Below are 26,427 nucleotides of genomic sequence, written 5' to 3' on the forward strand. Positions count from 1 at the left end.
GGAAGAATGCTTCGCAAAAAACCCCCGGTCCTGCTTATCCTGGTCGGTTTGCTCGCCGTTGTCCTGCTGGTTTCCGGTTGTACCCGGGAAAAAGAAAAGCCCTTGCGGCTCGGAATGCTACCCATCACCGACAACCTGCCGTTCTGGGTGGCCGAGGCCAAGGGATACTTCGGCGATGCCGGCGTTGAGGTTGAGCTTGTGCATTTCCCCAGCGCCCTTGAACGTGATACCGCCATACAAGCCGGTCAGATCGACGGCGCCCTCGGGGACATTATCGCCGTAGCCCAGCTCAACGCGGGCGGTTCGCCCGTCAAGATCGTCTCCATCGGGCAGGGCGTAACGGCCGAGGAAGGACGTTTTGCTATCCTGGCCTCGCCCAAATCCGACATCACCGAACCGTCCCAGCTGAAGGGCGTGCCGGTGGCCTGCTCGCTCAAGACCATTATGGAGTACGTCGTGGACGAACTCCTGGTCTCCGCGGGACTTGGGCCTGAAGAAATCAAGAAGGTCCAGATTGCCAAAATCCCGCAGCGCCTTGACGCCCTGCTCAACGGGACGGTCCAGGCCGCCGTGCTGCCCGACCCGATCGCCGCCCTGGCCGAGGTCAAGGGCGCCCGCGTGATCGTTGAGGATACCGCCGGCGCCAACATCACCCAGACGGTCATCTACTTCAGGCAGGAGACCCTCGACCATAACGGCAGGGCCGTTAAAAAGCTGATGCAGGCTTATGCCCGTGCTGTTGAAGACATCCAGGCCTCCCCGCGGGCCTACGACACCCTCCTGGCGGAAAAAGCCCGCGTGCCGGCGCCGGTTCTGGAGAACAGCAACCACGGCATGAAAGTCCTCTTCTCGCCGCCGCAGGTCCCCACCGAGGAACAGATCTCGCGCGTCGTCGAGTGGATGACCGCCCACGGCATCCTGGCGAAGCCCATGCGCTACGACGATCTTGTGGACAAGAGGGTACTGGCCGAGTAATGATCTCCGTCAAGGGGCTGTCGGTAACCTACAGGCAAAGGAACGCCACTGTTCCGGTTATCGAGAACATCTCGTTCGAGCTCGGCCGGGGACAGACGTGCGCCGTCATTGGCCCTTCCGGATGCGGCAAAACCACGCTCTTGTACGTCCTGGCTGGTTTGCGCCCTGAATTTGACGGCCACGTTTTGGTCGCCGGGGAACCGGTTAAATCCCGGCGACTGAAGACAGCCGTAATCCTCCAGGATTACGGGCTTTTTCCCTGGAAAACGGTATGGCAGAACACCCTTCTCGGCCTGCAGCTGCGCAATTTGGCTGCGCCGGAGATCGAGGCCCGCTGCCGGCGCATACTCGACGAGCTCGGTCTTTCAGCTCTTACAGCCCTTTATCCCGCGCAGCTCAGCGGGGGACAGCGGCAGAGGGTGGCCATCGCGCGCGCCCTGTCTCTCGATCCGGACCTTCTGCTGATGGATGAACCCTTTTCTTCCCTTGACTTTTTGACAAGGGAAGCGCTCCAGGACAGCCTGCTCGAAATCTGGAAGAGGCGCGGGGTGACCATCCTTTTCGTCACCCACAGCATACCGGAGGCGGTATACCTCGGCCAGCGCATCATCGTGCTCTCGGGCCGGCCCAGCCGGATTCTTGCCGACTTCGAAAACCCTGGGGTCGGGGAAAGGGCGTGGCGCAAGAGCAGAGGCTTTCACGAACTGAGCAACAGCCTGCGGGAGATGCTGAACGGGGAGCGTGACGTCCCATGATCCAACAGCTTGCCGCTTTCTTATTTTTGTTGGGGCTGTGGCACGTTACCGCCTTACTCCTGCACATCGAGCAAGTGCCGACGCCCCTTGAAGCGCTTGTTGTGCTGACCAAGGGTTTGCAGGGCGAACTAGGGGGCCACATCCTGGCGAGCACGGCCAGGGTACTGGCGAGCATCCTGATTTCCTTTGCCGTCGCCGTCCCCCTCGGGCTGTTTCTCGGCAGGGAAGAGCGCTGGGACCGCTACGCTGCCCCCCTTATCTACATCGTCTATCCCATTCCCAAAATCGTGTTCCTTCCCATAATTTTCCTTGTTGATTTTGGTGACGGCGCCAAGATATTCCTGATCAGCCTGGTCATTGTCTTCCAAATCCTTGTCACCGCCCGCGACGCGGCGCGGAAGATCGACCGGGCCGTCGTTGATTCAATGCTCTCCCTGGGGGCGGGCAAAATCGCCCTGTACCGCCACGTGGTCTGGCCGGCGGCCCTCCCGGAGATCTTTACCGCCCTGCGCATCTCTTCGGGTACGGCGATCGCCGTTCTCTTCTTTTCCGAAACCATCTGCGGCACCAACGGGCTGGGCTATTACATCCTGGACGCCTGGTCGTCCTGGCTGTGGCCGAACATGTGGGCCGGGGTGGTCGCTATGGGCCTGCTCGGGTACGTGCTCTATACGGCGATCGACCAGCTGGAACGCAGGGTTTGCGCCTGGAAACACCTGTAAGGGCTTTGGACTGGGCATTGGGCTTTGGGATTTTCTTATATGGGGGCCAGGTAAGACGCAGTTTTATAAGGGGCGCCCATCCGGTTTTTGCCTTGCTGGGGAATATCAGCCGTTTCCGCGGGTACACTAACAAACGAGGTGATAAATAATGGCTGATGTCAAGAGGGATAAAGACTGGATGGACAAGGACGTTCACGGGGACAAAGACCGGGATGTGGAGAAGAGGGCTGAAGACGATCCCAACTACCTCGGCCGGGCGTGGGAAGCCACTAAAGAGGCTGTCGGCCTGGACAAGTGGACCGACGCCAAGGAGTCGGAGAAAGAAGAAGTTCAGTAAATTCAAAGGCGCCCGCCGTTTCCGGCGGGCGTCGCACGTTATACAGGGGATTAGGTCACCTTGGGAAGGCTGTCCACGAACGCCAACAGGTCTTCCAGCGAGCCTTGGAAATCCGCCCGGTAGGCGCATCCCTTGCGGTTGATGACGCAGTCCTCGACCAGGTAGGTCCGCATCCCTGTTTTCCCCGCCACGAGGTCCTCTTCAACGTCGTTGCCGACCATCAGGCATGCGGTCTCCGTGCAGCCGAGCTTTTCGATGATCTCCCTATAATAGTTCGGGTTCGGTTTGCAAAAGTGCATTTCTTCGTATGTCGTCACCAGCCTGAAGGGGAAGTCCGCAACGCCGACCCACCGCAGGCGTTCCTCGACGGCCAGCTTGGGAAAAATCGGGTTGGTTGCTATGACTACCTCGTAGCCTTTCGTTATCGCTTTCTTAAGGATTAAGGCCGCGGTTGCGGAAGGCCGGGTGGCATGAACCAGGGAGGGGAAGTCCCTCCGGTAGAAATCCTCGAAAATAGGCAACAGTTCTTCTTTGGGCAGCCCCGTCCGGCCGAAGAAATCGTCCATGAAGACTTCTTCATTTGTTTTTGCAGGGTTGTTGTTGACAATCATCGCCTCGGTGCTGATAAGCAGTTCCTTAACGAATCGTTCAGGTGCGAGGTAATCGCTCAGTCGCGGGGCCAGCAGGCGCAGGTAGGCTCCCAGGAATTTGTCCATATCCATCGGCAAAAGCGTTCCGTCCAGATCGAAAAGCAGGTAGCGCAGCATATTCCCTCCGCCGATAGCAGTCTATCCAGTATTTCGGTCGATTGCACCCGTCCCCAGTGCAGTGTCCGGATGCGAGGGGGACATAGAGGTGTTCTATGCCCCCCGGTATTAATCGAGCGCACGGCTCACAAGCCGAAGTCTCACCAGCGCAGGCGAATGCGCTGTATGCCCTTTTTCTTCAGGGTCTCAAGCATCTTCTGATGCACGCTGTTGGCTTCGCCATGCAGTTTTCGGCGTTTATCGCACCTGACCAGCTCGTCGGGCATCCTGAAGGCCGCGGCGGGTCCGTGCAAACCGGCTGTTATCGCTGACACCTCCCACAGTATGAGGTATAACGAAACTATACCTGCATTGTCCGCTCCCGACAATCCAGCTATACGCACGATATAATGAACGTTCTGACGTTAGTGAAGACATTCACTAATTTCCTCCGCCGCATGCCGTTTTTTATACCGCGGCAAACGCTTGTCCTGAAAGCATTACGGGGTTTCAAAACCTTTTTGAAGGCGACGGTGATAACAGCCTGTTTCCCGGACGGGCCTGTTCGACAAGTATCGTTCATATGATCACATACTCAAGCGGCCTGCTGTTTCGCTTTCTGAAAAGCTTTTTACCAGAGGTTGTCACTTTCTCCGGCGGGGTACTTCCCGGCGTTGGCGGCCAGTTTCCTTCTTATGGCTTCACCGAGGTCGATCCCCAGGTCGTGACTTAGGATCAGCAGGTAGATGGCCACATCGGCGATTTCTTCCGTGACGGGGAGCAGGTACTTTTCCTGGAGGAGCTCATCCCGCTGCAAGTCTTTCCACTGGAAGATCTCCATCAGTTCCGCGGCCTCGATGGCGACGGACATGGCCAGGTCCTTCGGGGTATGGTACCTGGCCCAGTTGCGCTCGTCGCGGAACCGGATCACTTCATCCATAAGCAAGTTTATGTCGTTTGTCTGCATGCTCTCCTAATCCTCCAGCCTGATGATGCGAGCCTCTATGCGGCGGTCGCTGACGTAGAGGATGCCGTACGAATGATAGGGCCACCTCCGCCTGTCGGTCGGCGAACCGGGATTGACGAGCAGCACCCTGCCGGCTCTCTCGACGAGGGGCTGATGGCTGTGTCCGAAGACGATGCAGTCGGTGTTTGGAAAAGCGGCAAGGGCGCGTTCCGACGTCGTTCCCCGCACCCCGTCGCCATGGATCACCCCGATGGTATATCTGCCGATCGACAGGGTTTTTGCTCTGCCCAGCCGGGCATGCAGCTCGGGAGGGTCCATGTTTCCCGCCACCGCCGTCACCGGCGCTATTTCGCTAAGCGCGTTCAGGACCGACGCGTGGACGATGTCCCCGGCGTGAATGATCATGTCCACACCCGCCAGGCCGTTGACCAGCTCGACGGGCAGGGCATCGGCCCTGGCGGGGATATGGGTGTCGGCGATCAGCCCGATAACCCGCACCGCTCCACAACCTCCGTTTGCTGAAAGAGAAATAAGGTCCTGCCTCCGGCAAGACCCCCGCTTTTAACGTTTACTGCGCCTTGTTTTCTTTCGACGCTTCCAGCGCGCGCTGCTGTTTATCGTCCTTTTCGTCCTCCGCCTGGATGCTTTCCTTATAGCCTTCCACGGTATCGCGGCTTGATTCCCTGACCTGGCGGATGGTCCTGCCCAGCCACCTGCCGAACTGCGGCAGTTTACCCGGACCAAAGATGATCAGGAGAATCACCAAAATCAGAATGAGTTCGGGTATACCCAGGTGTGGAAACATTTTGCACCCTCCTCGTTAAAGGTCAGGACTTCGGCGCTTCGCTTTTTAACATAAGAAGCCTGTCCACTCGGCTTGCAAATTGAACAGGTTATAGCCTGAACGCCCGTTGGGGGCCAGGAATCCGACCCATTGCTCGTCCCGGTCGAAAAGGTTCAGGCCCTCGAACCCGTTTTCCACGGCAAAACCGGTCCAACGGCCGTCCCGGTCAAACCAAAGCCAAACCCGGTCCGAGGCCTGCACGGCCGTTCCGACGTTGTTCAGATTTAAGTCGTAGACGGAGAACCTGCGCGCGCCCGCGTCAACGTTCCCGCTGCCGGCATGACTGACCGGGTTGAGGGCTTTGTTGACCAGAGGGTTCAGACTTTCATCAGCCAGAGGGCTGAGCTCCCGGTTGACCGCAGGGTTTATTTCGCTCCGGCGTTCCGGGTTGATAAAGGGGTTCAAATGCGGGTTGATCGCGCTGTATGTCTTGGGGTTGAGCGTGGCGTTGTGCATCGGGCTGATCCCGTCGTTGAAGAGCGGGTTTACCGAACGGTTCGAGCGCGGGTCGTTGCGCAAACGGGAGACACCTCACAGGGGAAAAAAGATTACTGCTCTTGGTATACTATACACGTTACCGGCGGCAATCACAACAGTGGATGCTGCGGCAGACCGTTATGGAATGGTATAATTATGGTACTGCGGCGGGGGAAGAGTTCTGCTTCCGTTCGCGGAAGGTGGGGGAGGGGATGGGGCATGAACATCATGATCATCGTCACGACGACTTCCCGGGAGACTCTTGTTGATGCTTTCAGGTTTGGTATCACCAGCCTCAATCAGGGACACAGCGTCAAAGTGCACCTGATGGGCGAGTGCCTCCACAGTGAAGAGGCGCTGGCGGCGTTAGGTTCGGAAAACGTGGTCGACGCTTTTTGCGAATTCGCGGGCGACCTCTACGCGTGCAAGAGCAAAGCCATCCCTATTCAAGACGCGCTGCCCCGCGGCTGCAAGCCGGCCACCATCCACAACCTCGTCCATTACTGCACCGAGTGGGCGGACAAGGTCATCACCTTCTGAAGCAAAGGAGCCTGGACGGCTCCTTTCAACTTTGGGTTCAGCTTGATGTTCGGGGTATGTTTCGGGCATGTTATATGTCGCCTTCCGCGCTTGGGGCAAATCCCCTGCGGATGGTGTTTTCGGTGACGACCCGGGGGACCATGAACTCCAGCAAGTAGTCGGGGCCGCCGGCCTTGGACCCCAGCCCGGACATTTTGAAGCCCCCGAACGGGTGGCGCTCGACGATGGCGCCCGTGCAGCCGCGGTTGATGTAAAGGTTGCCCACCCTGAACTCTCGCATCGCCCGGGCGATATTCTTGGGGCTCCTGGAGAACAGGCCGCCCGTTAGGGCGTAACGGGTACCGTTGGCTACCTCCAGCGCTTCGTTGAAATCCTTGACCTTGATGACCGACAGCACCGGTCCGAAGATCTCCTCCTGGGCCAGGACGTGCTCCGGGCGGATGCCTTCGAAAATGCACAGGGGGACGTAGTGTCCCCGCATCTCCGGCTCGTCCCTGTAGACGAGGAGACGGCCTTCTTTCTTGCCCTGCTCGATGAAGGAGAGGATCTTCGCTTTGGCGCTCTCGTCGATGACCGCCCCCATATATGTCTCGGGCCTTTCGGGAGAGCCGATCACGATGCTCCTGGCGGCTTCACACAGCCGGTGGACGAAGCCGTCGTAGTTTTCCTCCAGCACGATGACTCTCGAACAGGCCGAACACTTTTGTCCCTGGTAGCCGAAGGCGGAATAGATGGTGTGCACCACCGCTTCGTCCAGGTCGGCATCCGCATCGACGATGACGGCGTTCTTACCGCCCATCTCGGCCACGACGCTCTTAACACTCGAGGCCCCAGCCGGGGTTTTCCCGGCCAGCTCGACGATCCGCAGGCCCACCTCCATCGATCCCGTAAAGGCGATGAACGCAACCTCGGGGTGGGTAACCAGGTAGTCCCCGATTTTGCCTCCCGGTCCGGGCAGGAAGTTCAGCACCCCCGAAGGCAGCTTGGCCTCGACGAAGATCTCGTAGACCTTCGACCCGACCACCGGCGATTGCGAGGCGGGCTTGTAGACCACGGTATTGCCCGTGATCAGGGCGGCCGCGGTCATGCCCACCGAAATCGCGAAGGGGAAATTCCAGGGGGCGATGACTGCGCCCACGCCCTTGGGCTCGTAAAACATCCGGCTGACTTCGCCCGGCGCCCTCCCCATGCGGCGGGGCCTGGCGAGCCTGATTATCTCCCGGCCGTAATACTCCAGGAAGTCTATCCCTTCCGTCACGTCGGCGTCCGCTTCGCTCCAGTTCTTGCCGACTTCGTACACCTGCAGGGCGGCGAGTTCCCTACGCATGGCCCGGGCGACGGCGGCGGCGCGGAAGAGGTACTCGGCCCTTTCGCGCGGGTCGGTGTCGCGCCAGGATGCAAAGGCCTTCTTGGCCGCCGTTATCGCCGCTTCGGCCTCGGCCAGCCCGGCGGCGGAGACCGCGCCGATTACGTGGCCGGGATCGTTGGGGTCGGTGGATACGATCTCTGCGGACGTCGTAACGGCCTGCCCGTTGATGTACAACGGGATTTTTTTCCCGGTTTCGGCGCGCACCTTCTGCAGCGCGGCCTGGAATTCGGCCCTGTTTGCCGCGATGGTCCAGTCAAGGAGGGGCTCATTCCGGAAAGGCCCCTTGTCGCCGTATTCCGGGCATTCGCGCGCAGGCGGGGCCGGGGCGGCGCTGTCTTTGATTTCCGCCGGGTTGCGCAGGAGTTCCTGGATCGACTTCTTTTCGGCGAAGCTCTGACGCAGGAACGACTCGTTGGCGGTGTTTTCCAACAGCCGCCGCACCAGGTAAGCCATGCCCGGGATCATGGCGCCGATCGGGGTATAAAGGCGCACCTTGAGGCCGTTCTTGCCCAGGGCCTTGTACAGCGAGTCGGCCATCCCGTACAGGACCTGGAATTCGACCTGGCCCTCGGCTTTCAGCTTTCTGGCCTGCTCGATGACGTAGGCGATGGAGCGGATATTGTGGGAGGCGCAGGCCAGGGAGACGTGCCTGCTGTTCTGCAGGATCAGCCTGGCCAGTTTTTCGAAGTTGGCGTCGGTCTCGTGCTTCCTGGTAAAAACGGGGATCGGCCAGTTGTGCTGCTTGGCCATGACGGTCTCAATGTCCCAATAGGCCCCCTTGACCAGGCGGATGGTAAACCTCTGCCCGCGCTTCTTCGCCCACTTGATCAGTTCTTCCAGGTCGGCCTCGCTTTCCTTGAGGTAGGCCTGGATGACAATCCCCGTGTGGGGGTAGTTCCTGAACTCTTCTTCCGACAGCAGGCTCTTGTAAAGCTCCAGAGTGATGTTTTTGAGGGCGGTGTGCTCCATGTCCAGGATAACGTGGGCGCCGCTTTGCATAGCCCGGCGGAAGATCAGACGCAGCCGGTTTTTGGCCATCGAAACGGAGTGTTCGAACCCCCTCGGGTTCATCTGCGAATACATCGCCGAGGGTTTGATGGAAATGTTTATTTTGGGGGAGCAGCCCCAATCGAGGTCGCCCTGCCCGCCGCCGAGCGCCGGCCAGTTCCGCTGCGCCGCGCTGAGGGCGTTCAGGAGGTCTATGTAGCGCTGAAAGTACTGCTCTGCTTCATTCTCGGAGACCACGGCCTCGCCCAGCAAGTCGGCGGTGAAGGCAAGGCCCTGGTTCCGCAGGCCGGTCAGCACCGGCAGGGCTTCCTGGATGTTCTCGCCCGTGATGAACTGCCTGGCCATGTTGGTGATGTTTTTGCCGATGTTGCCGGGTGTGATCAGCTTAAGCCCCCACTGGATCGAGGTGGAAAAGTTGAGGTCGGAGCGGCAGAAATACTCGTCGATGTGGTCCGTGACCGACTGGGGGTGGGTGAGGCTCGGAAACACGTCGACGAAGCGGAACATCTGAACTTTAAAGTCCTCGTTCTTCATGCACCAGTCCATAATTTTCCCGTTCCAGAATTCCTTCTTGAAAACGGAAGGCGCCTCGCTTTGCATCTGCTGGTAGAGTTTGAGACCTGTTTCTAAAATTCTTTTTTCAGTACCGCCGAACATTGTCGTCCTCCCGGGTAGTTGATTTCAGGCTGCATAAAATACAAAGGATTACGTGTTGATGCTTTTGCTGTAAATATTTCTACCTTGAGTCATGGATACCTTTTTCACACCGGGGCGGGAAAATGTTCCCACCAGGTTACCGGTTTTGAAAGTAACGTTGATAGGGAATACTATGACCAACCTTTCAGAGCGGTTGGGTTCGGTTATTCGTCTACCGCAAGGGTAAGTATTAAGAAATGAATCACTTACAGGAGGAATAGTCTTGTTAGGAACAGTCAAATGGTTTAACGACTCTAAAGGCTACGGCTTTATCGAGGGGGAAGACGGAACCGACGTGTTCGTACACTTTTCGGCGATTCAGGGGTCCGGTTTTCGATCGCTGGCGGAAGGCCAGAGGGTGAGGTTTGAAGTCGTCAGCGGTCCCCGCGGCCAACAGGCGTCCAACGTCGAAGTGCTCTAAGACAATCCGGCAAAAAGGCAAGCCCCGTGAGTCAAGCATCACGGGGCTTTTACATTTTTTTGCCGGTACAAAGGTTTTCAGGCGTCACCTCATGCCTGTTTGCCGGGCTGGTATGAAGGTATCGGTATCCTCTTGCAGAAGATATTGTCATCAGCTTAAGAGGAGTGGCAGCCCGTGCGTTTTTTGCACACCTCCGACTGGCACCTCGGGCGGACCCTGGAGGGAAGGAGCCGCCAGGATGAACAGGAGGAATTCTCCCAGGAACTCTGCCGCCTGGCGGACGATGAAAAAATAGACGCCGTCCTCGTAGCCGGGGATGTGTTTGACACCTTCAACCCCTCCTCGGCGGCCGAGCAGCTTTTTTACGACACCCTCGACCAGCTTGCGGCCGGCGGGAGGCGGGCGGTGGTGGTCATCGCCGGCAACCACGACAGTCCCGAACGCCTCGTGGCGGCATCCCCGCTGGCGCGGCGGCACGGCATCGTCCTTTTGGGCCTGCCGGACGACCAGCCGCCCGTCGCTCCCGGAGCAGGTCTCGATAACGTCAGTGTGCTTGCCGGAGGGGCTTCTTGGCTGGAGCTGGCTGTCCCCGGCTGCGATCACACGGCCGTCATTCTAGCTTTGCCGTACCCTTCGGAAGCCAGGCTGGGGGAGCTGTTGCAGGAGCCTCTCGACGACGAGGCCGCCTTGCAGCAGGCCTATTCGGCCAAAATCCGCAGACTGTTCGGCCGACTAACCGCCAACTATCGCCCTGACACCGTTAATATTGCGATGAGTCACATGTTTGTACAGGGGGGGCGGACGAGCGATTCGGAGCGCCCCGTCTTTTCCCTTGGCGGAGCCAACACGGTGCTGCCCGAAGACCTGCCGGGCGGCGCGCAGTACGTTGCGCTGGGTCATCTCCACCGGCCCCAGGCCGTCAGCCGAAGGGCGGCGGTTTGCCGTTACGCGGGGGCGCCGCTGGCCTACAGCTTTTCCGAGGCCGGGCAGGCCAAGTCGGTAGCGGTGGTGGATGTCCAACCCGGCCGGCCGGCCGTCGTGCGCGAGGTTCCGTTGACCGGCGGGCGCCCGCTGGTCCGCTGGCAGGCCGCCGAAGGACTGGACCAGGTTTACCGCTGGCTCGACGAGGGCCGCGACCCGCGCGCCTGGATAGACCTCGAGGTTACGGTCGGCGGGCCGCTTTCCCTCCAGGAAGTGCACGAGTTGCGTAGGGCCTGTGCGCGCTTTGTCCATATCAGGGCGGTTTATCCCGAGCTGCAGCGCGACAGGCAAGCCGAGTCCCGGGCCGGCCTGCCCGTCGACCAGCTCTTCAAAAGGTTCTACGCGCGCAAATACGGAACGGAACCCGACGGGCAGCTGGTCGCCCTTTTCCTGGAGATGCTGGGCGAGGGCGGGGAAGACCGTCCGGAGGAAGGTGACGGCCTGCGATGAAACCCGTCAGCCTGAAAATCACCGGACTGCATAGTTTCAGGGAACCACAGGCCGTCGATTTCGAGCGGCTGTGCGAGGCCGGTCTCTTTGGGATTTTCGGCCCCACCGGCAGCGGCAAGTCCACCATCCTGGACGCCATCACCTTAAGCCTGTACGGCAAAGTGGAACGGGCCTCCCACGGCACGCACGGCATTTTGAACCACGCCGAGCAGCGGGTGCTGGTCGAATTCACCTTCGAGTTGAACCATCCGGAGGGAAGAAAGCGTTACCGGGTGGAGCGGGCATATAAGCGCGGGGAGAACAACTCCGTAACCACCGCCGGGGCGCGCTTGGTCGAGGTGGCGGAGGACGGCGAGGTCCCGCTGGCCGAGAAAGCCGGGCTCGTAACCAGCCGGGTCGAAGCGTTGCTAGGCCTGAACGTCGACGACTTCACCAGGGCGGTGGTCCTGCCGCAAGGCAAATTTGATGAGTTTTTGAAGAAGATAAGGCCCGTTGACCGCCGCGGCATGCTGGAGCGGCTTTTCGGCCTCGCCGAGTACGGTGAAAAACTCAGGCAAAAGGTTGACAGCCGCCTGCAGAAAGCAACCCGGGAGTTAGCCGGCATGGAAGGGGAACTGGACGGGCTGGGAGACGCTTCGGACGAGGCCCTAGAACTTGCCGCGCAGCGGCTTGACCAGGCCAGGGCGCACGCGGAAGAGGCTGAGAGCCGCTGTCGCCTTATAGAACAAAGGTATAAGGCTGCCGAAGAGGTGTGGAAATGGCAGGAGGAGCTTGCCGGTATCGAGCGCGAGGCGGCTCTTCGGCAAGAACAGGAGCCTGAAATCTTTCGGCTGCATGAGAAACTCCACGCTGCCGCCCGCGCCGGCAAAGCGCAGCCTTTCCTGGTCGAAGCCGACGAAGCCGCGATGGCCTGCGCCGACGCCCGGAAGGATCTGGAAGACGCGCAGGCGAAGCTCGCCCTGGCAAGTGAGGAAGCCCGGAAGGCGGAAGAGATGCTGCGGCAGACCCGCGGCAACCGGCAGCGCGAAGAACCCGCGCTTCAGACATTAAAAGCCCGACTTACGCGCGGCGTCGCGCTCGAAAAGGAAGTCGGCAGGCTCAAAGAGAATGAAGCAAGCCTTTTAGCAGCCTCAAAGACCTTGCAGGGGCAGAAGGACAGTGTCGAGACCGCCCTTGACGATTACCGGCGGAAAAAGGAGCGGCTCGAAGAGGAACTCCGGCAGTGCAGGGCGCGCATCGCCGAGACGCAGGTCGACCCGGAACGGCGCAAGCAAGTGGCGGGGGCTTGGCTGGCCTTGCAGCAGTTGCGAGGCGCGGAAACCGAGAACGCCGGGGCGCAGGTCTACCGGCAGGAAAAGGAGGAGCGGCTGAGCAAGGCCAAGCAGTCTTTGGCCGAGGCTGCGAATGCCGAGCGACAGGCCCGTCTTAAGCTTGAAAAGGTCGGCCGCGAGGAAAGAGAGACGCGGGAAAGCCGGCCGCCGGACGACGACATCGCGCTCCAGGACCTGGTGCGCGAGCTGGAGCGCCTTCGCGGCCTTGTCGGCCAGGCCGCCCGCCTGGCTGCGGATATGGAAGAGACTCATAAGCTTTTAACGCTCAAACAATCGGAGTTAACCGCTGCGGAGGACGCCCGCCGGAAAGCCGTCACAGCGCTGGCGGCAGCCGAACCGAGGGTTGATGAAGCGCAACGTCTCGTGCATGCGGCGGAAGAACGGCTGAACGAGCTGCGCGCGCGGAACATGGCCGGTCACCTCGCCCGGCTGCTTAAAACGGGAGAGCCCTGCCCGGTATGCGGGTCAACCGAACACCCTTTGCCGGCGCTCGCGGGCGGGGGAGAGGAAATAACGCTGGCGGAAGAGGAACTGCGAGATGCGCAGGCTTCCCTGGCAACCGCCCGGAACGCGCTGGCGAAGGCGCAGCGGGAGGAGTCCGCCGCCGCGGAGCGGCTGAGGTCGGCCGGCGTCGCCGTTCAGGAAGTCGAAGCGCACCTTGGGTCCCTGGAGAACCAGATGGCTTCGCTGCGTCAGGAGATGCCCGGCGACTGGACAGGGCTGGCGGCCGGGAAGATGCAAGCCGAGCTTTCCCGGCGGGAAACCGGATTGCAGGCGAAGCGCGAAGCCTGGAGCAACTGGCAGAAAAAACTCGACGAAAAGTCCCGGGCCCTGGAGGCGGCCCGGGAAAAGCATAACGAAACAGCCAGGGCGCTGGCCCGGGCTGAAAGCGCCTGCCGGGCCGCGGAGACTGCAGCGAGGGAGGCCGCCGAAAGAGCCTCGGCGGCGGCGGCACGGACCGAACAGTGCCGTATCCGGCTCGATGAGGCGCGGGGGGAGATTCCGGCCGAAACGCTGGAAGAAGCAAACCGTCAGATTCAACAGTCCGACAGCCGGCGAGCGGCTCTGGAAAAGAAGCGCGAGCAGCTGGAAAACGAACTCGCGGGCATTGCCGGGAATATCGACGGCTTGCTTGCCCGGCGCGATGAATTGAATGTCAAGGTGTCGGGAAGTCAGGAAAGACTGGCGGCTCTGCACTCGGCCTACAGGGAAAAGAACACCGAGCTCAGGGAGATCACCGGCGGCCGACCGGCCGGCGAGCTGCTCGAACGGACCGAGGCGCGCCTGTACGAGCTGGCCGCAGCCGAAGAGCAGGCCCGGGAGGCGGCGGAGCGGACCGCGAACGCAAGGGCTGCGCTGGAGCAGGCTGTCGCCGCCGCCCAAAAGGCGGTGAGCCTGGCCGGGGAAAGGATGGACAAAAGCTCGGCCAGGCTGAAAGCCGTCCTTGCCGAACTGCGCTTCGCCACGCGCCACGAGGCCGAACAGGCGCTGCTCACTTCTGAAGAACAGGATCAGTTTCAGAAGAAGGTTGATGCATTCCGCGAGGAAAACGAAAGGCTGGCCGGCCTGATCCGTAACCTGAAAGAGAAGCTGGGGGGCCGCACGGTATCCCCGGCGGAATGGCAGGCCTGCCGGGACGAACTGGCGGTCGCCCAGCGCGAGCGGACCGATGCCGTGGAACAAAGAGGCGCCGCCCTGCTTGTCTGGCAAAAAGCGGCCCAGGCCAATACCCGGTGGAAAAAACTGAAGCAGCTCGCCGATAGAACCGCGGGCCTGAAAAAAAGGCTGGAGACGCTGAAAGAACTGTTTCGCGGCAACGCCTTCGTCGATTTTCTGGCCGAGGAGCAGTTGGACAGCGTGACGCGGGACGCATCGGTCCGGCTCGGCCAGCTGACCGGTCACCGCTACGCCTTGGAGGTCGATTCCGAAGGCGGTTTTGTGATCCGCGACGAGGCCAACGGCGGCGTCAAACGATCCGTAAGCACCCTTTCCGGCGGGGAGACCTTCGTCACCTCCCTGGCCCTGGCCCTGGCCCTCTCGGCGCAGATACAATTGAAGGGCCGTTACCCGCTGGAGTTCTTCTTCCTGGACGAGGGTTTCGGCAGCCTGGACCCCGATCTTCTCGAAGTGGTGGTTTCGACCCTGGAGAGGCTGCGTTTGGTGCACCTCAACATCGGCGTTATCAGCCACGTGCCCGAATTAAGAAATCGCCTGCCCAGGCGCCTGGTCGTCCACCCGGCCGACCCTTCCGGCACCGGCAGCCGGTTGGAACAGGAGATGGGCTAAGGATGGACAAAAACCTGAAGAAGGTTGCCTAACAAATCAAAAAGACCTTGGAATCAATCCCAAGGTCTTATCATTATAAGCTTGGTGTCGGAGGTGGGACTTGAACCCACACGGGGGTAACCCACACGCCCCTCAAACGTGCGCGTCTGCCATTCCGCCACTCCGACATTGTGAACATTTTTTATTTTACCCGGCGACGGGCCGAAAGTCAACCGGAAAGCCGCCCGCGGCCGTGTCAAGAGTTAGTAGGTAGACTCCCGTGGATTATTTTAGCTTACGCCGACAGTAAGGCCGGCAGAGAAGCCAATTGCCGCAAGACGTGTTTGACCCACGGTTCGCCGGCACAAGGGCCTTTGAGCGCCGGCATTTCTGCTCTGAGCCAGTTCTCCAGGTCCTCCCGTCTTAGCCTTTGCGGCTGCTCAATACCCCCAACGCGGATCACCTGCTCCAACAGCGGCGCATTCACGACGCCGTCAGACGCCGCATAAACCCTAAGTTCACCATTGGCACGGGCGGCCAGTAAACGAGCCATATGGTCTGCCCCGCGCGGAGTCCAGCGCGCTCCAATCCGTTTCATCCGCCGGGCCAGGGTGTGCCGTACCTGCCCCTCGATGGTGCCCAGCCTTTCCTCTTCCGGTAAAGTGCTGATCCCCTCCCAGTTGTCGATGAGGTATTGCTTCAGCTCTCGGATACGCTTCCGCGCCGCGCGCCCCCGAGCCTTCTTTAAGGCCCGATCCAAGACCGCCACGGTGGCCTCTTGATTCAACCTAGCAATGCAAGTGCTGACTTCGCCATAAATCTCTTCGCTGAAGGCCAGGGCCTCGGTCAAGCGCCGCCGGAGATGAAAGGGATCCAGGTGGTAGCTGGCCCCGGGGAAACAGGCCTTCCCCCCGTTCGCGATCCAGGGTGCTCCATCGCCTCCAATCCGTACTTGCGCTACTTTCTCTAAGGCCCACCGCTCGCCGAATACGGCGCTTGCCTCTTCCCAAATAGCTTCACCGTCGACCAGCCCGGCTACCGTCTGTCGCCCTTTTAAGGACCGGGGACACCCTTCTTTCCCTTCGTATCCCACCACCAGCTTGATCTCTCCGCCGCGTTCCCGGGTCCGTTGCTGTCTTACCCAGACGCCGTCGGCTTCGATGAACAGGGTGCGGATCTCTTTGCTCCCCGCCGGCACCGCGCCTTGTTCGAATATCGCGGCCCGTCGCAAGGCGCTGTGCTCAGCCGCACGTCGGCCGCTTTCTTGCACCCGCGACCAGATGGTCATGGCGCTGATCCCCGGCACTAAATAGCTGAGGATTTTCTCAGCCCGGCGAAAGGGCATCTCTGTCGCCAGTTCTACAGTCAGTTCGGTTATCCGCGGACTCATCCGTTGCCCCTCGGTTAACCCCAAGGCCTCGTCCAGGAGGAAACGGTAGTCGCCTGTCTCCGTATCCAGATACAAGCGCCTCTTCAATCTTAACTCGCCGAAGCTGGTGATCAGGGTCCGCTCACGGAACCCGACGCTCTTGTACTTCTTGGTGTCCCTCTGGGCGGCGAGTGCCCCGTCGATCTCTTCCAATGCCGCACGAAAAAGCCTGAGAGCCGCCTCTTGCACTAAACGCTGCATTCTCTCTTCCAGCTCTCTTACGTTGGCAACCGACCGTAAAATCTCGAAGATCCCCTTCGCCAACAGAAGGACTACCTGCACGATAAGGCGAACTTTGATCACGAGACCTCTCACTCCTTGCCCGGGAGTCGGCTGCCCTCCGGGGCAGCCGCCAGAGGTCTCTTTTCTTCGTAACCCCTCTGGTTACCTACTAAAGTCTTACACTACCGCCGCCCGCCATTGGCGATTACGAGACTTTTCCAGTCACACCGCGCCCATGTAAATTATATTATAGCACAAAGGTGTTGTTTAACAAAAACTTCTTTGCGCATTCGGCCGGGGATCCCAACAGTCAAAAGGAGCACGTCCATGATATCCGTAATCTATGTGCGCAGCCCTGCAGGCGGATCTGTGCATGAAATAGAAGCGCAAATCGAACAGTGCAGGGATTATGCCAGGCGGCTGGGTTCCAAGTCCATAGAGGTATACTCGGACATCGGGGCGACCGGCTGGACCCTGGACCGTCCTGGGCTTCAGGCAGCGCTCAACCGGATCGAAGACGGCGACGTAGATTATTTTATTTTTTCCCATCTTTCATGTTTATCACACAGAGTCCGCGACCAGCTGCTCCTGATTAAAACACTGGAGGACATGGGTGTAGCCGTCGTTTCCGTTAAAACACCCATTCCGCACCCCCTCTCGCTGATTTGCCTGCAAGAAAAGTACCTTTGTGATCGGCCCAATTAACCTAAGTGTACCGTCTTTTGCAACTTCATCATTACCTCGACAATTTAGACCCACTTGTTAAACTGTGAGGGGAGCCTTCATACTCCTCTCTTTCTTCGCGAAGATTGTTCCTATTTGACCGGATAACTCACAAAATTGTTTGTTCCGAACCAATAACCAGAAGTTGACATACCGTTTTTATGCAATTACTATGATGACAAGTAAAGAGAGATAGAAAGGAGGCTTTGACTTGGCGTTTGAAGTTTTCCATCCGGAACAGGATATTAGACTTGTGCGTCGCAGACAACCTATTGTTACACTATCGAAAAGTGCCATCAAATTAAACAAGATGGCTCTGGACAAGCTCAATGCGGAAACGGTGGAACTGGCTTTTGACCCGGCGACGCGGGTGATCCGTTTAAAGCCGGCGGCTAAAGGCTTCGCCATCGAAAAGAAAAAGATCAGCAGCAAAGGATTTTTTAAGTATTTCGGCATCGATGCTCAAGGCAAGTTCCCGGTGCGTGTGGATGAATCGGACAGATCCATATATATTGACATCAGCCAGGCGGACAAGCGATAACGCTCCAAAGCGGTGATGCGAGTCACCGCTTTTTAGTTCCGCCCCGGTAACCGTGCAATCTGCAAGATAATCCTGAAAAACCAAAATGAAGGGATTGTCCCACGCAGTGTCGAAACAGACCATTTAAAAAACTCGATACTCAGTGCTCGTCCAAGGAGGTCGGACGTCAATGCCGGATTACGGAAAACCCAAAAAAATCGCCATCCTGGGCGGACCGGGCACAGGCAAGACAACTCTTTGCAAGCAGCTCGACGTCGATTACAGTATGGCCGGATACAAGACAGGTTTGTGCCTGGAATATGTCCGGACGTATATCGCACGTTACGGCGTTCCCACGAGCATTTTTGAACAGTTCCTGCTGTACGAAGGCCAGAAGCGCAGGGAGGAAGACCTGCACTATTGCGATCTGATCTTTTGCGATAACGCCACGATACTGAATTACGTTTACGGCCTGTTGTCCTGCGACCTAAAGAATCCCAAGGAGAGTCACGCCCTTACGCAACTGTTTACCTGGGCCATAAAGGACCTTCCCGCATACGAGATCTTTTATATACCCCGGGAGTTTGAGCTCACTGAAGACGGCATCCGATACCAGGACGAGGATGCTGCTGTTCTCCTTGACCGCAAAATCAAGGCGCTGTTGGATCTTATGCACGTGCCCTACACTGTAGTCGGCGGTGATCTCGCCACCCGTGTCGCCCTGGTAAAGGAGAAGATCGGTTTCGAGGACATGCGCCATCGTATACGCGATGAAGAACCTTGCCAGTGCGGAGTTCCCTCGTGTCACGGTGTCACATCGGTAATAGGTGACTAGCATCCCATCTCTTGCGTGACGGAGCAGGGGGGAAAGCGTTGGCTGAGACGGCATCCGATTCCAGTTCGGAAAACTGGCGTTTAAATTTCTTTATCGCCGTTTCCATCACCGTTGCCTCGATAATACTAGTAGCCTTTGCCAGCTCCAACCCCTTTTCGCTTACCGAGGAAACTTACTTTCAATTCCATACTTTCTCCGAGGTCCTCAGCGTCGTCATCTGCCTCAGCATTTACGTTGTGGCGGGATTTCGTTACGAGCAGACCAGCGAATGGCAGGACCTCAATCTTTCAATGACCTTCCTCGTAGTCGGGCTGCTCCATTTCGCGCACAGCATGTCTTCCCCGGGTATCGATTACTTTCTGACGCCAAATAGTCTCCAGAAATCCGCGGTCTTTGACAGTATGGCCAGGCTGGTTATGGCTGCCGGCCTGCTGTTTTTCGTAGCTGTAAAGCCCCACTTCATTCGCCACCGATGGCCGCTCGGGATCTGCACCCTGGGGACCTTCATCGGAACGGTCGCCCTGATCGTCTTTGTGTCGTATTACGCTCAGTTCTTCCCGGCCCTATACATGCTCGGGGAAAACGATACCGCACCCAAGTTTGCATCCGAGGTGCTGATTATCCTGATCAGCTTGGTGGCTCTCGTTTTCGCCGTATTGGGACGTATTACGGGAGAAGCCAGGACGGCGCTGCTGATCACGCTGCTGCTGCTGATTTTCGTGGGGATATTCAAGTACAGCCGCGTGGTCTATCTCGACACCTACAATATCTTTGGACACATCTACAAGTTCCTCGCTTTCTCCACCCTTTTCTGGTGGTTGTTCGTTTCGGCTGTCCGCGCGCTGTACCAGGCCAACGAGCAGCTTTCCAACGCCAACAGGGCCCTGGCCCGGTCCAACCGCATGAAAAGCGAAATCATGGCCAACACGAGTCACGAGCTGCGCACGCCGCTGACTTCGATCTTGGCCTTTTCCGAACTCCTTCTCGACAGGCATACGGGAAGGCTCAACGCGGTACAGGAGGATTACATCCACGAAATCAACGACAGCGCGGCCGCCCTGCTCAGGCAGATCAACAACATCCTCAACCTCTCCAAGGTCGAGGCGGGAAAGCTCGTCCTTAATCTTGAGCTGACCGATCCCGTCAAGCTGGTCCAGGATACCGTCAGCAGCATGCGCGCCCTGTTTCACAAGCAGGGGCTGACGGTTGAGGTGGTCAACGACTTCGGGGACCAGATGCTTCACCTTGACGCAGACAAGATCAAGCAGGTGCTGATAAACTTGCTATCCAACGCCGCCAAGTTCACCCCCGCAGGGGGGAAAGTCGTCATAACGCTCGGCAGAACCGATCACTCTCCCTCGAAGCTGCGGATAACGGTGCGCGATACAGGCGTGGGCATCGCTCCCGAGCATATCAAGAAGGTTTTTCATAAGTTCTACCAGGTTGACAACGTTCCCTCGCGGCTTTTCCGCGGCAGCGGCCTGGGATTGACGGTAGCGCGCCACATCGTGATGGCGCACGGGGGGACGATCGAGGTTAAAAGCACCCCCGGGCGGGGGACGGAATTTATCGTTGATTTATGTATAATTACAGAAGAAATGATTGAAGAAGCCGGCTAAAAGGGTTTTTGGGGGAGGCAACGTGTCCAAGCAAACCATTCTGGTCGTCGATGACGACCCCAAAGTGATCAAGATATTGACCCACGTCTTGACCCGGGAGGGGTACGAGGTGGTCAGCGCCGCCGACGGCTTTGAGGCGCTGGCGGTGGACGAGCAGGTGAAGCCGAGCCTGGTGATCATGGATATCATGCTGCCCAACATGGACGGCCTTGAAGCGACGGGCAAAATCAAGGCCAGGCGCGACGTCCCGGTAATCGTCCTGTCGGCGCGTGGAGACGAAACCGACCGCATCGTCGGCTTCAAGATGGGGGCCGACGATTACCAGTGCAAACCCTTCAGCCCCGCGGAACTAGTCTTGAGGGTAAAGGCCGTCCTGCGCCGCTATGCCAGGACCTATTTCCAGCACAGCGAGGAAATCCTGCCCTACCCCGAGATCACCATCAACTCCATTACGCGCAAGGTGACCATCCGAGGCAAAGAGGTCGAATTGACGAGCAAGGAGTTTGAACTCCTGTGGACGCTTGCTTCCCAGCCGAACCGCGTCTTCAACCGCTCCGATCTCGTCGAGCGGGTGTGGGATTCTTCCCTGGGGGACGAGAACACGCTTACGGTGCACATACGGCGCCTGCGCAAGAAAATAGAGATTGATCCCGACCGCCCGAAATTCATCAAGACGGTCTGGGGTATAGGGTATAAGTTTGAAGTCCCGGATGCTTAAGGATGATGAATGACGGCAAGATTAATCGCAGGTGATAGATTGCGCGAACTGCTGCTTGATGTGTTCAACAGGCTTTTGCATCACTTCGGCCCGCGTCACTGGTGGCCTGCCGAAACGCCTTTCGAGGTCGTCGTGGGGGCCATCCTTACCCAGCAGGTGGCATGGCGCAACGTTGAAAAAGCGATCGCCAATCTTAAAGAGGCTGGATGCCTGTCGCCTAAAGGCATCCTCGCGGTTCCCGAAGAAGCGCTGTGGGCGATGATCAGGCCCACCCGTTTTTATCGGCAGAAGGCCGCGCGCCTGCGCGAGTTCTGCCGCATGGTCGTGGAGGAATTCGAGGGCGACCTCGACGCCTTGTTTGCTCTTGACGCTCCGGTCCTGCGCTCCAGGCTCCTGGCCATCAACGGCATCGGCGAGGAAACGGCCGACAGCATCATCCTGTACGCCGCGCAGCAGCCGGTCTTCGTCATCGACAACTATACCAAGCGCATTACGGCACGCTTGGGGTGGCAGGACGGCAATGTGTCCTATGCCGCCCTGCAGCGCTGGTTTACCGAGCACCTTCCCCGGGAAACCGCCCTCTACAACGAATACCACGCGCTCATCGACGCCCTCGGCCATAACATCTGTCTCAAGGAAAAGCCACGCTGCACAGAATGCCCGCTCGGCGGGCTGTGCCGACACCCGCAAACGCCGTTAGGCTAAACGTTCCCCGAGCCGCGCGGCGACCTTGTTTTCCAAGGCGGTCAGGCTCACCGTCTTTCCCAGGAGTTCTCCGTCCACGGCGATGTCAGGCACCTCCGTGATGTCAACCAAGAATCCACCCCTCCTAATAGATCCGGCCGATGCGGCGGTTGCGGTTCCTGTTCAGCCACCGCGGCGCCAAGCTGTTTGCCCTGATCGTAGTTTCGTTAGCCAATTCTTCGTTGGTGTCGGGTGCGGCGCCATTGATGACTTCAAGATCCGCCTGGATATTCCTGATGCCTTCGGCGCTGAGCTTCCGCCTTTTCTTAACGGACATCCCCGGGCTAACCTCCCTTCGGGCGTTTTTTACGATTGCTTTTGCATTATTGTTACAAATTGTCAAAGCTTTATGTAGGCCTGGCGGATACCCGGCACCGCAACTAAAGACGGAGCCGGGTCGGCGCCTCGGGCTAACCCCCCGGCGCCCGTGTCCGTCCTGTTCAGGTGGACCATCCTGCGCTCCACGGAAAACCTTCCGGATAAGGCGTGGTATTCGATGAGGTCGACGTAGGCCAGCCGTTTGCCCTGCCAGTACGTTACGATCGCCGAGTAGGAAGCATCGCCTTTCCCGTCCAGTCCCCTGATTCCCGCCGCTCCAGAGGTTCCGGGGTTCAAGATGACGGTATCGCCGCGTTTTTCATAGCCGATCCGGTGTGTGTGGCCGTTGACGATGACTCCGGCCCGGTCGAGCAGGGGCAGGGCGGCCCGGGGATCGTGGGTCACGAGCAGGTCGGGTGCCGCGCCGCCGTCGAGGGCTTTGCGGAGCTGCTCCGTCTGCCGGGCCAGGCCTGCCGCCTCTTCTTGCTCCGATTTCGCCGCCGCGGCGGAAGCGAAGGACAGGGGATCGGGAGCGCCCAGCACTTCCAACTGTCCGATCCTTTCCGGCTTGTCGCGCAGCACGCGGCCGTTAGGCAGCGCGTCGACAAACCGCATGACGTCGGGCGTGTCGTGGTTCCCCGGCGTAAAAAGGTAAGGCACACCAAAAGCGCTGATCTCGGAGGCGCTGCGCACTTCGAGCGGCGACCCGAAATCGGTCAGGTCCCCGGCATCCACAACGCACTCCACGTTGAATTCCCGGACGATGTCCCCGACAAAGCGAAAACCCACGGGGTTGCTGTGCAGATCGGAAATCAGCAGCACCCTGGTGACATTCTTTTCATCCGCCGTGCCCGCGAGGGCTAGGTTTCTCACTTTGCCTGACAGGGTCTGGATGTTGTCGACGACGACCCCCGTATTCTCCTTGATGTTTTGCACCCGGGAGGCGAGGTCCTGGGCCAGGTCAAGGACCCTGGGGGCCGCTGCCACGGCCCCGTGGTATTCCGGCTCCCTGAAGGCGCCCATGTCAAAACTGCTCACGCTGTAGGCCAGCAAGGACCCGGTAAGGATCAGTCCGCCCAGAGCGGCGATAAGCACCCTGCGCCAGTCCATTCTCCAGAAAAGCCAGACGAGGACGGCCGCGCCCAGGCCCCCCAGGAGCACCTGCCGCACGGCAAATCCGGGTATCATCCCCTCGAGGTCGCTCCGGACCGCCTTGACAACCTCGGGGTAAGCCGATTCCCCCATGAGAACGTCGCCGAAGGCCTCCGGTTCGATCTCCGTAAGGGTGACTTTAAAAGTCAAAGGCCCCGAATGCGTAGACGCGGAAAGACTCCCGAAAGGCGGCAGCTCGACAGCCGACTTTCCGGGCCAGCCAAATTCAAGGCCTACGCGGAATTTGAGGCCCTCGACCTCGCGGGTGACGGGACCGAGCAAAGAGACCAGCAGCATCACGCCTGCGGCCACGGTAAGGACGACCCCGATCGCCCGCATTATGGATAGGATTGAAAACCCCCGCGGCAGGGGTAGAGGCATACTGCGCATATAACCCTCCGTCACCTTCACCTTATACCAGCCGCATGTTGCCCGCAACCGGAAAACCCTGGCGGGTTCCGGGCCTGTCAGCCAGGACAAAGTTCCCTTTACGGCGGCCTGAATATCATGCCTACGGGAGGGAACAGGTTTGTTGGTTAAACGCATCGTGAAATGCCTTCGCCTGGCCGTATTGCTCCCGCTTTTGCCGGCCTTGAACTGGGGGCCCTTCACCCATCCCTACATTAATAAGCGCGCTCTTGAAAAGGCCAACGACAAAGTCGGTAAATCCAGCGACCATGGCATAAACCTGGACACCCTGCGGCTGCTCAACAAGCATTCGACCGAGTTCATCTGGGGCGGTAACAGCGCCGACGCTGTTTCGGCCTATCACTTGCTGAACGACGATATAGGCATTTATGATTATGCCCACAACTACGTGCCAGATAATGCCAGGGGAGTGCCTGAATTCGGTTACCGGCTGATTAACGAGTGGAAACAGGCGGCCAAGGGGAACAGGGACTACAAACACTATTCGGAACCGGATTTCGCTACAGCCTGCGGGTGGCTGGCCCATCAGATCGCCGACTGGTACGCCCACCACGCCGCCCTTGACGCCGACGGCGAACTGCTCTCCGACCCGAGCGCGGATACCGACGGGGTGTACACCTTTTCCGGCTATTCAAACTCCCACCGCATCCTGGGCACCGGGTTTTACCCGGAAGTCCTGAAAAGCCAGACGATGACCGACCATGCCCTGGTGGAGTTTTTCCACGACGCCTTGATCTACCAGAAAATGCAGCCCGAAGACCTGGACGGCGTGCACGTCAGGTTGTTCGACGAGCATATCGGCCCCGACGGGCGGCCTTACAATCTCCTGACGGACACCTCGGAGCGCTACCGGGGACTGGCGTCCCGCATTTGTCCCGGCCAGATCCCCGCGCTCCAACAGAACTTTAAACTGGTGCTTGACGGGTTGAGGATCATCCTGGCGCTCTTCAGGTTCTTACGACCGTCGTTCCTCGAGGCGGTAAGGAACAGCATTGATCCCGCCGTTACCCTCAAACCCGACCTGGTTGAGATGTCGAGCGACTGCGTCGTCGAGCGCCTCTTTGCGGTGTCCGACGCGCAGTTGGCCGAGCTGGGGAAGGAGTTAACAGCCGCCGACCTCGATGACCATCAGATCAGCGTCAGGGACGTGACCCGTGCGGGCACCGTGCTGTTTCAACTGGCATACCGCCTGGCCTCATTTGTCGACGCCGACGCCGTGGTTCCTTGGATCGAATCGGCAGAGCAACTGCGCCTCAAGTTTTTCTGGGGGCTCGTCGACTTCCGGGTAGTGGCCCTGAGGCGGTTGCTTAATCTCATTCACAGCGAGCGTTTTCTGCGGATCGTGCCGCGTGACCATCCCGGCGCGGCGGTGCTGGCCTTTCTGAGCGAACTCCTCAGAAGCCGGTCGGCAAGTCTCGAACCGCCTCGCAAAAAGTACCGCCAACTGATGCCGCCGGTGATCACCCTGGACGGAGCGGAGGATTTGAACGACGACGAAAAAATCAGCGACGGCTTAGCCCGCGGGACAATCGGGGTCACGTTCACGCCGGCCCTGCTGGTGGATGCACCCTTTGCTTATCCGTACAAGGACCTCGACCTGCATACCTTGATCTTCCAGATCAACGGTTACGACGTTTTTGAACTTCCTGATTTATATACCGTCAGCCGGCAGTGGAAAGAGAAGATCCTGCATGTCCGGTGCACTTTGAAGAAGAAACTGCCGCCCGGGTACCATTACTTGAGGCTTGACGTCGCAGACAAAAACGGGGTGCGGGCTAAGCCTATAGAAAAGGAAATCTTCATCAGACCGTAAGCGCGGCAGAGCAGAGCGCAGAAAAGGATTTTTAGTTACCGACCAGAATAGACTTAAGTATGTCAGTAATTGCGGAGGGGATGACCTTGGCCGGAAAGATCGGCGTTCTGATGGGAGGCCATTCGGCCGAACGGGAAGTGTCCTTGAAGAGCGGTACGGCCGTGCTGAAGGCCCTCGCGGAAAAAGGCTTGAACGCCGTCGCCATCGACCTTGGGGAAAAACCGGCGGCTCAGATTGAAGGAGCCGGCATCGAATTTGCCTTCATCGCCCTCCATGGCCGTTTTGGCGAGGACGGTACCGTCCAAGGGTTACTGGAACTGCTGGGCATTCCTTACACCGGCTCGGGTGTGCTGGCCAGCGCCCTGGGGATGAACAAGATCGCCACCAAGCGGCTGCTGAATAGCGTCGGACTGCCCAACCCCCGCTTCACCGTAGTCAAGGCCCGCCCGGCTGCCCGGGAGGGCTTCGACGAAACGGCGGCTGTAATTGCAGCGGAGATGGGCGTTCCCCTGGTGGTTAAGCCCTGTATGCAGGGCTCGTCCATTGGCGTCCACATCGTGCGCGACGCCGGGGATTTGCCGTCCGCCTTGCAAAACGCTTTTCGTTACGACAGACAACTCCTGGTCGAGGAGTTCATCCCAGGAGTCGAAATCACGGCAGCCGTGCTGGGTAACGACAACCCGGAGGTGCTGCCGCTTATCGAAATCACGTCGGCCACCGGGGTATATGATTACACCGCCAAATACACGCCCGGGAAAAGCTTCCACATCATCCCCCCGCGGCTCCCGCAGGACATCCAGGACCGCATCAAGGACCTGGCCCGCCAGACTTTTGAACTGCTCGGCTGCCGGGGCTTTGCCCGGGTGGATTTTATCGTGGGCAAGGACGGTCCCCTCATCCTTGAACTGAATACCATTCCGGGAATGACCGAGGTCAGCCTTTACCCCGACGCCGCCCGCGCCGCCGGGATCAGCTTCCCTGACCTGGTCGAGCGCCTGATCGCCCTGGGAATGGAATAAAG

The 26,427-nt window shown here is 59.1% G+C and carries 26 protein-coding genes and 1 tRNA gene; 16 read left to right on the forward strand and 11 right to left on the reverse strand.

Annotated elements, in window-relative coordinates; translation table 11 throughout:
* Positions 1-6 precede the first annotated feature (6 nt).
* The 4 genes from ACPV0M_RS03960 (at position 7) to ACPV0M_RS03975 (ending at position 2,789) form a co-directional block, all read left to right on the forward strand.
* Positions 7-975: an ABC transporter substrate-binding protein gene (locus ACPV0M_RS03960; protein ID WP_425621670.1), complete on the forward strand. Its 969-nt coding sequence runs from the start codon at positions 7-9 to the stop codon at positions 973-975.
* On the forward strand, positions 975-1,730 hold the full coding sequence (locus ACPV0M_RS03965) for an ABC transporter ATP-binding protein (RefSeq protein ID WP_425621671.1): 756 nt from the start codon (positions 975-977) through the stop codon (positions 1,728-1,730). The genes ACPV0M_RS03960 and ACPV0M_RS03965 overlap by 1 nt, the downstream gene beginning before the upstream one ends.
* Entirely contained in the window at positions 1,727-2,452 is a 726-nt protein-coding gene (locus tag ACPV0M_RS03970) for an ABC transporter permease (RefSeq protein ID WP_425621672.1), read from the forward strand. Before ACPV0M_RS03965 ends, ACPV0M_RS03970 begins: the two co-directional genes overlap by 4 nt.
* Before the next feature lie 148 nt (positions 2,453-2,600).
* Positions 2,601-2,789: a hypothetical protein gene (locus ACPV0M_RS03975; RefSeq protein WP_425621673.1), complete on the forward strand. Its 189-nt coding sequence runs from the start codon at positions 2,601-2,603 to the stop codon at positions 2,787-2,789.
* A gap of 50 nt (positions 2,790-2,839) precedes the next feature.
* On the opposite strand, the gene ACPV0M_RS03980 is transcribed toward ACPV0M_RS03975, so the two are convergent.
* From ACPV0M_RS03980 to ACPV0M_RS04005, 6 genes are all read right to left on the reverse strand, one after another.
* Positions 2,840-3,556, reverse strand: coding sequence for an HAD family hydrolase (locus ACPV0M_RS03980; protein WP_425621674.1), 717 nt, complete (start codon positions 3,554-3,556; stop codon positions 2,840-2,842).
* Positions 3,557-3,696: 140 nt separating this feature from the next.
* The gene (locus ACPV0M_RS03985; RefSeq protein ID WP_425621675.1) at positions 3,697-3,849 is read right to left on the reverse strand and encodes a hypothetical protein; all 153 of its coding nucleotides are present in this window, start codon (positions 3,847-3,849) and stop codon (positions 3,697-3,699) included.
* Between the two features lie 317 nt (positions 3,850-4,166).
* Positions 4,167-4,502, reverse strand: a complete 336-nt coding sequence (locus tag ACPV0M_RS03990; protein ID WP_425621676.1) for a nucleotide pyrophosphohydrolase — start codon at positions 4,500-4,502, stop codon at positions 4,167-4,169.
* A 6-nt stretch (positions 4,503-4,508) separates the two neighbouring features.
* Positions 4,509-5,000 (reverse strand): metallophosphoesterase family protein, encoded by a 492-nt coding sequence (locus tag ACPV0M_RS03995; RefSeq protein ID WP_425621677.1) that lies wholly within the window; start codon positions 4,998-5,000, stop codon positions 4,509-4,511.
* 70 nt (positions 5,001-5,070) lie between these two features.
* Entirely contained in the window at positions 5,071-5,307 is a 237-nt protein-coding gene (locus tag ACPV0M_RS04000; RefSeq protein ID WP_425621678.1) for a Sec-independent protein translocase subunit TatA/TatB, read from the reverse strand.
* 45 nt (positions 5,308-5,352) lie between these two features.
* Positions 5,353-5,865, reverse strand: coding sequence for a hypothetical protein (locus ACPV0M_RS04005; RefSeq protein ID WP_425621679.1), 513 nt, complete (start codon positions 5,863-5,865; stop codon positions 5,353-5,355).
* Positions 5,866-6,042: 177 nt separating this feature from the next.
* Between ACPV0M_RS04005 and ACPV0M_RS04010 the strand changes: the two genes are divergently transcribed.
* Entirely contained in the window at positions 6,043-6,363 is a 321-nt protein-coding gene (locus ACPV0M_RS04010; RefSeq protein WP_425621680.1) for a hypothetical protein, read from the forward strand.
* Positions 6,364-6,433: 70 nt separating this feature from the next.
* Here the strand turns inward: ACPV0M_RS04010 and pruA are convergent, their stop codons facing one another.
* Positions 6,434-9,397 carry an L-glutamate gamma-semialdehyde dehydrogenase gene (gene pruA, locus ACPV0M_RS04015; protein WP_425621681.1) on the reverse strand — a complete coding sequence of 988 codons (2,964 nt, stop codon included), beginning with the start codon at positions 9,395-9,397 and terminating at the stop codon, positions 6,434-6,436.
* A 262-nt stretch (positions 9,398-9,659) separates the two neighbouring features.
* Here pruA and ACPV0M_RS04020 point away from each other — a divergent pair, with 262 nt between their 5' ends.
* The 3 genes from ACPV0M_RS04020 to ACPV0M_RS04030 all read left to right on the forward strand — a co-directional run bounded on the left by ACPV0M_RS04020 (position 9,660) and on the right by ACPV0M_RS04030 (position 14,905).
* The gene (locus ACPV0M_RS04020) at positions 9,660-9,857 is read left to right on the forward strand and encodes a cold-shock protein (RefSeq protein ID WP_425621682.1); all 198 of its coding nucleotides are present in this window, start codon (positions 9,660-9,662) and stop codon (positions 9,855-9,857) included.
* A gap of 174 nt (positions 9,858-10,031) precedes the next feature.
* The gene (locus ACPV0M_RS04025) at positions 10,032-11,288 is read left to right on the forward strand and encodes an exonuclease SbcCD subunit D (protein WP_425621683.1); all 1,257 of its coding nucleotides are present in this window, start codon (positions 10,032-10,034) and stop codon (positions 11,286-11,288) included.
* A complete protein-coding gene (locus ACPV0M_RS04030) occupies positions 11,285-14,905 on the forward strand; it encodes an AAA family ATPase (protein WP_425621684.1) in 3,621 nt (1,206 codons plus the stop codon). Before ACPV0M_RS04025 ends, ACPV0M_RS04030 begins: the two co-directional genes overlap by 4 nt.
* 82 nt (positions 14,906-14,987) lie before the next feature.
* Here the strand turns inward: ACPV0M_RS04030 and ACPV0M_RS04035 are convergent.
* Together ACPV0M_RS04035 and ACPV0M_RS04040 are read right to left on the reverse strand one after the other, a co-directional pair.
* Positions 14,988-15,072: transfer RNA gene (locus tag ACPV0M_RS04035), tRNA-Leu, on the reverse strand.
* A gap of 107 nt (positions 15,073-15,179) precedes the next feature.
* Positions 15,180-16,616 carry an ISLre2 family transposase gene (locus tag ACPV0M_RS04040; protein ID WP_425621589.1) on the reverse strand — a complete coding sequence of 479 codons (1,437 nt, stop codon included), beginning with the start codon at positions 16,614-16,616 and terminating at the stop codon, positions 15,180-15,182.
* A 288-nt stretch (positions 16,617-16,904) separates the two neighbouring features.
* Between ACPV0M_RS04040 and ACPV0M_RS04045 the strand changes: the two genes are divergently transcribed.
* The 6 genes from ACPV0M_RS04045 to ACPV0M_RS04070 all read left to right on the forward strand — a co-directional run bounded on the left by ACPV0M_RS04045 (position 16,905) and on the right by ACPV0M_RS04070 (position 21,655).
* Entirely contained in the window at positions 16,905-17,240 is a 336-nt protein-coding gene (locus tag ACPV0M_RS04045) for a recombinase family protein (RefSeq protein WP_425621685.1), read from the forward strand.
* A gap of 229 nt (positions 17,241-17,469) precedes the next feature.
* Positions 17,470-17,799, forward strand: coding sequence for a hypothetical protein (locus ACPV0M_RS04050; RefSeq protein ID WP_425621686.1), 330 nt, complete (start codon positions 17,470-17,472; stop codon positions 17,797-17,799).
* 169 nt (positions 17,800-17,968) lie between these two features.
* On the forward strand, positions 17,969-18,613 hold the full coding sequence (locus ACPV0M_RS04055) for an AAA family ATPase (RefSeq protein ID WP_425621687.1): 645 nt from the start codon (positions 17,969-17,971) through the stop codon (positions 18,611-18,613).
* 38 nt (positions 18,614-18,651) lie between these two features.
* Positions 18,652-20,232, forward strand: coding sequence for an MASE3 domain-containing protein (locus ACPV0M_RS04060; RefSeq protein ID WP_425621688.1), 1,581 nt, complete (start codon positions 18,652-18,654; stop codon positions 20,230-20,232).
* 22 nt (positions 20,233-20,254) lie between these two features.
* Positions 20,255-20,950 carry a response regulator transcription factor gene (locus tag ACPV0M_RS04065; RefSeq protein ID WP_425621689.1) on the forward strand — a complete coding sequence of 232 codons (696 nt, stop codon included), beginning with the start codon at positions 20,255-20,257 and terminating at the stop codon, positions 20,948-20,950.
* Positions 20,951-20,989: 39 nt separating this feature from the next.
* Positions 20,990-21,655, forward strand: coding sequence for an endonuclease III domain-containing protein (locus ACPV0M_RS04070; RefSeq protein WP_425621690.1), 666 nt, complete (start codon positions 20,990-20,992; stop codon positions 21,653-21,655).
* 124 nt (positions 21,656-21,779) lie between these two features.
* On the opposite strand, the gene ACPV0M_RS04075 is transcribed toward ACPV0M_RS04070, so the two are convergent.
* Positions 21,780-21,971, reverse strand: coding sequence for a hypothetical protein (locus ACPV0M_RS04075; RefSeq protein ID WP_425621691.1), 192 nt, complete (start codon positions 21,969-21,971; stop codon positions 21,780-21,782).
* A gap of 62 nt (positions 21,972-22,033) precedes the next feature.
* Positions 22,034-23,554 carry a metallophosphoesterase family protein gene (locus ACPV0M_RS04080; RefSeq protein WP_425621692.1) on the reverse strand — a complete coding sequence of 507 codons (1,521 nt, stop codon included), beginning with the start codon at positions 23,552-23,554 and terminating at the stop codon, positions 22,034-22,036.
* Between the two features lie 139 nt (positions 23,555-23,693).
* On the opposite strand from ACPV0M_RS04080, the gene ACPV0M_RS04085 reads away from it, so the two are divergent.
* The gene (locus tag ACPV0M_RS04085) at positions 23,694-25,406 is read left to right on the forward strand and encodes a zinc dependent phospholipase C family protein (protein WP_425621693.1); all 1,713 of its coding nucleotides are present in this window, start codon (positions 23,694-23,696) and stop codon (positions 25,404-25,406) included.
* A gap of 80 nt (positions 25,407-25,486) precedes the next feature.
* Positions 25,487-26,425 (forward strand): D-alanine--D-alanine ligase, encoded by a 939-nt coding sequence (locus ACPV0M_RS04090; RefSeq protein WP_425622121.1) that lies wholly within the window; start codon positions 25,487-25,489, stop codon positions 26,423-26,425.
* The last annotated feature ends 2 nt before the right edge of the window (positions 26,426-26,427 follow it).

Source organism: Desulfosceptrum tomskiensis (assembly GCF_049818055.1).
Classification (GTDB): Bacteria; Bacillota; Desulfotomaculia; order Desulfotomaculales; family JASEER01; genus JBFLVT01.

Excerpts from the sequence above, each read along its gene's own strand:
- ACPV0M_RS04055 (WP_425621687.1), top strand. The coding sequence starts at position 17,969 with ATGCCGGATTACGGAAAACCCAAAAAAATCGCCATCCTGGGCGGACCG.
- ACPV0M_RS03980 (WP_425621674.1), bottom strand. The coding sequence starts at position 3,556 with ATGCTGCGCTACCTGCTTTTCGATCTGGACGGAACGCTTTTGCCGATG.
- ACPV0M_RS03975 (WP_425621673.1), top strand. The coding sequence starts at position 2,601 with ATGGCTGATGTCAAGAGGGATAAAGACTGGATGGACAAGGACGTTCAC.
- ACPV0M_RS04090 (WP_425622121.1), top strand. The coding sequence starts at position 25,487 with ATGACCTTGGCCGGAAAGATCGGCGTTCTGATGGGAGGCCATTCGGCC.
- pruA (WP_425621681.1), bottom strand. The coding sequence starts at position 9,397 with ATGTTCGGCGGTACTGAAAAAAGAATTTTAGAAACAGGTCTCAAACTC.
- ACPV0M_RS03970 (WP_425621672.1), top strand. The coding sequence starts at position 1,727 with ATGATCCAACAGCTTGCCGCTTTCTTATTTTTGTTGGGGCTGTGGCAC.
- ACPV0M_RS03960 (WP_425621670.1), top strand. The coding sequence starts at position 7 with ATGCTTCGCAAAAAACCCCCGGTCCTGCTTATCCTGGTCGGTTTGCTC.
- ACPV0M_RS03990 (WP_425621676.1), bottom strand. The coding sequence starts at position 4,502 with ATGCAGACAAACGACATAAACTTGCTTATGGATGAAGTGATCCGGTTC.
- ACPV0M_RS04030 (WP_425621684.1), top strand. The coding sequence starts at position 11,285 with ATGAAACCCGTCAGCCTGAAAATCACCGGACTGCATAGTTTCAGGGAA.
- ACPV0M_RS04075 (WP_425621691.1), bottom strand. The coding sequence starts at position 21,971 with ATGTCCGTTAAGAAAAGGCGGAAGCTCAGCGCCGAAGGCATCAGGAAT.
- ACPV0M_RS04000 (WP_425621678.1), bottom strand. The coding sequence starts at position 5,307 with ATGTTTCCACACCTGGGTATACCCGAACTCATTCTGATTTTGGTGATT.
- ACPV0M_RS03965 (WP_425621671.1), top strand. The coding sequence starts at position 975 with ATGATCTCCGTCAAGGGGCTGTCGGTAACCTACAGGCAAAGGAACGCC.
- ACPV0M_RS04010 (WP_425621680.1), top strand. The coding sequence starts at position 6,043 with ATGAACATCATGATCATCGTCACGACGACTTCCCGGGAGACTCTTGTT.
- ACPV0M_RS04080 (WP_425621692.1), bottom strand. The coding sequence starts at position 23,554 with ATGCGCAGTATGCCTCTACCCCTGCCGCGGGGGTTTTCAATCCTATCC.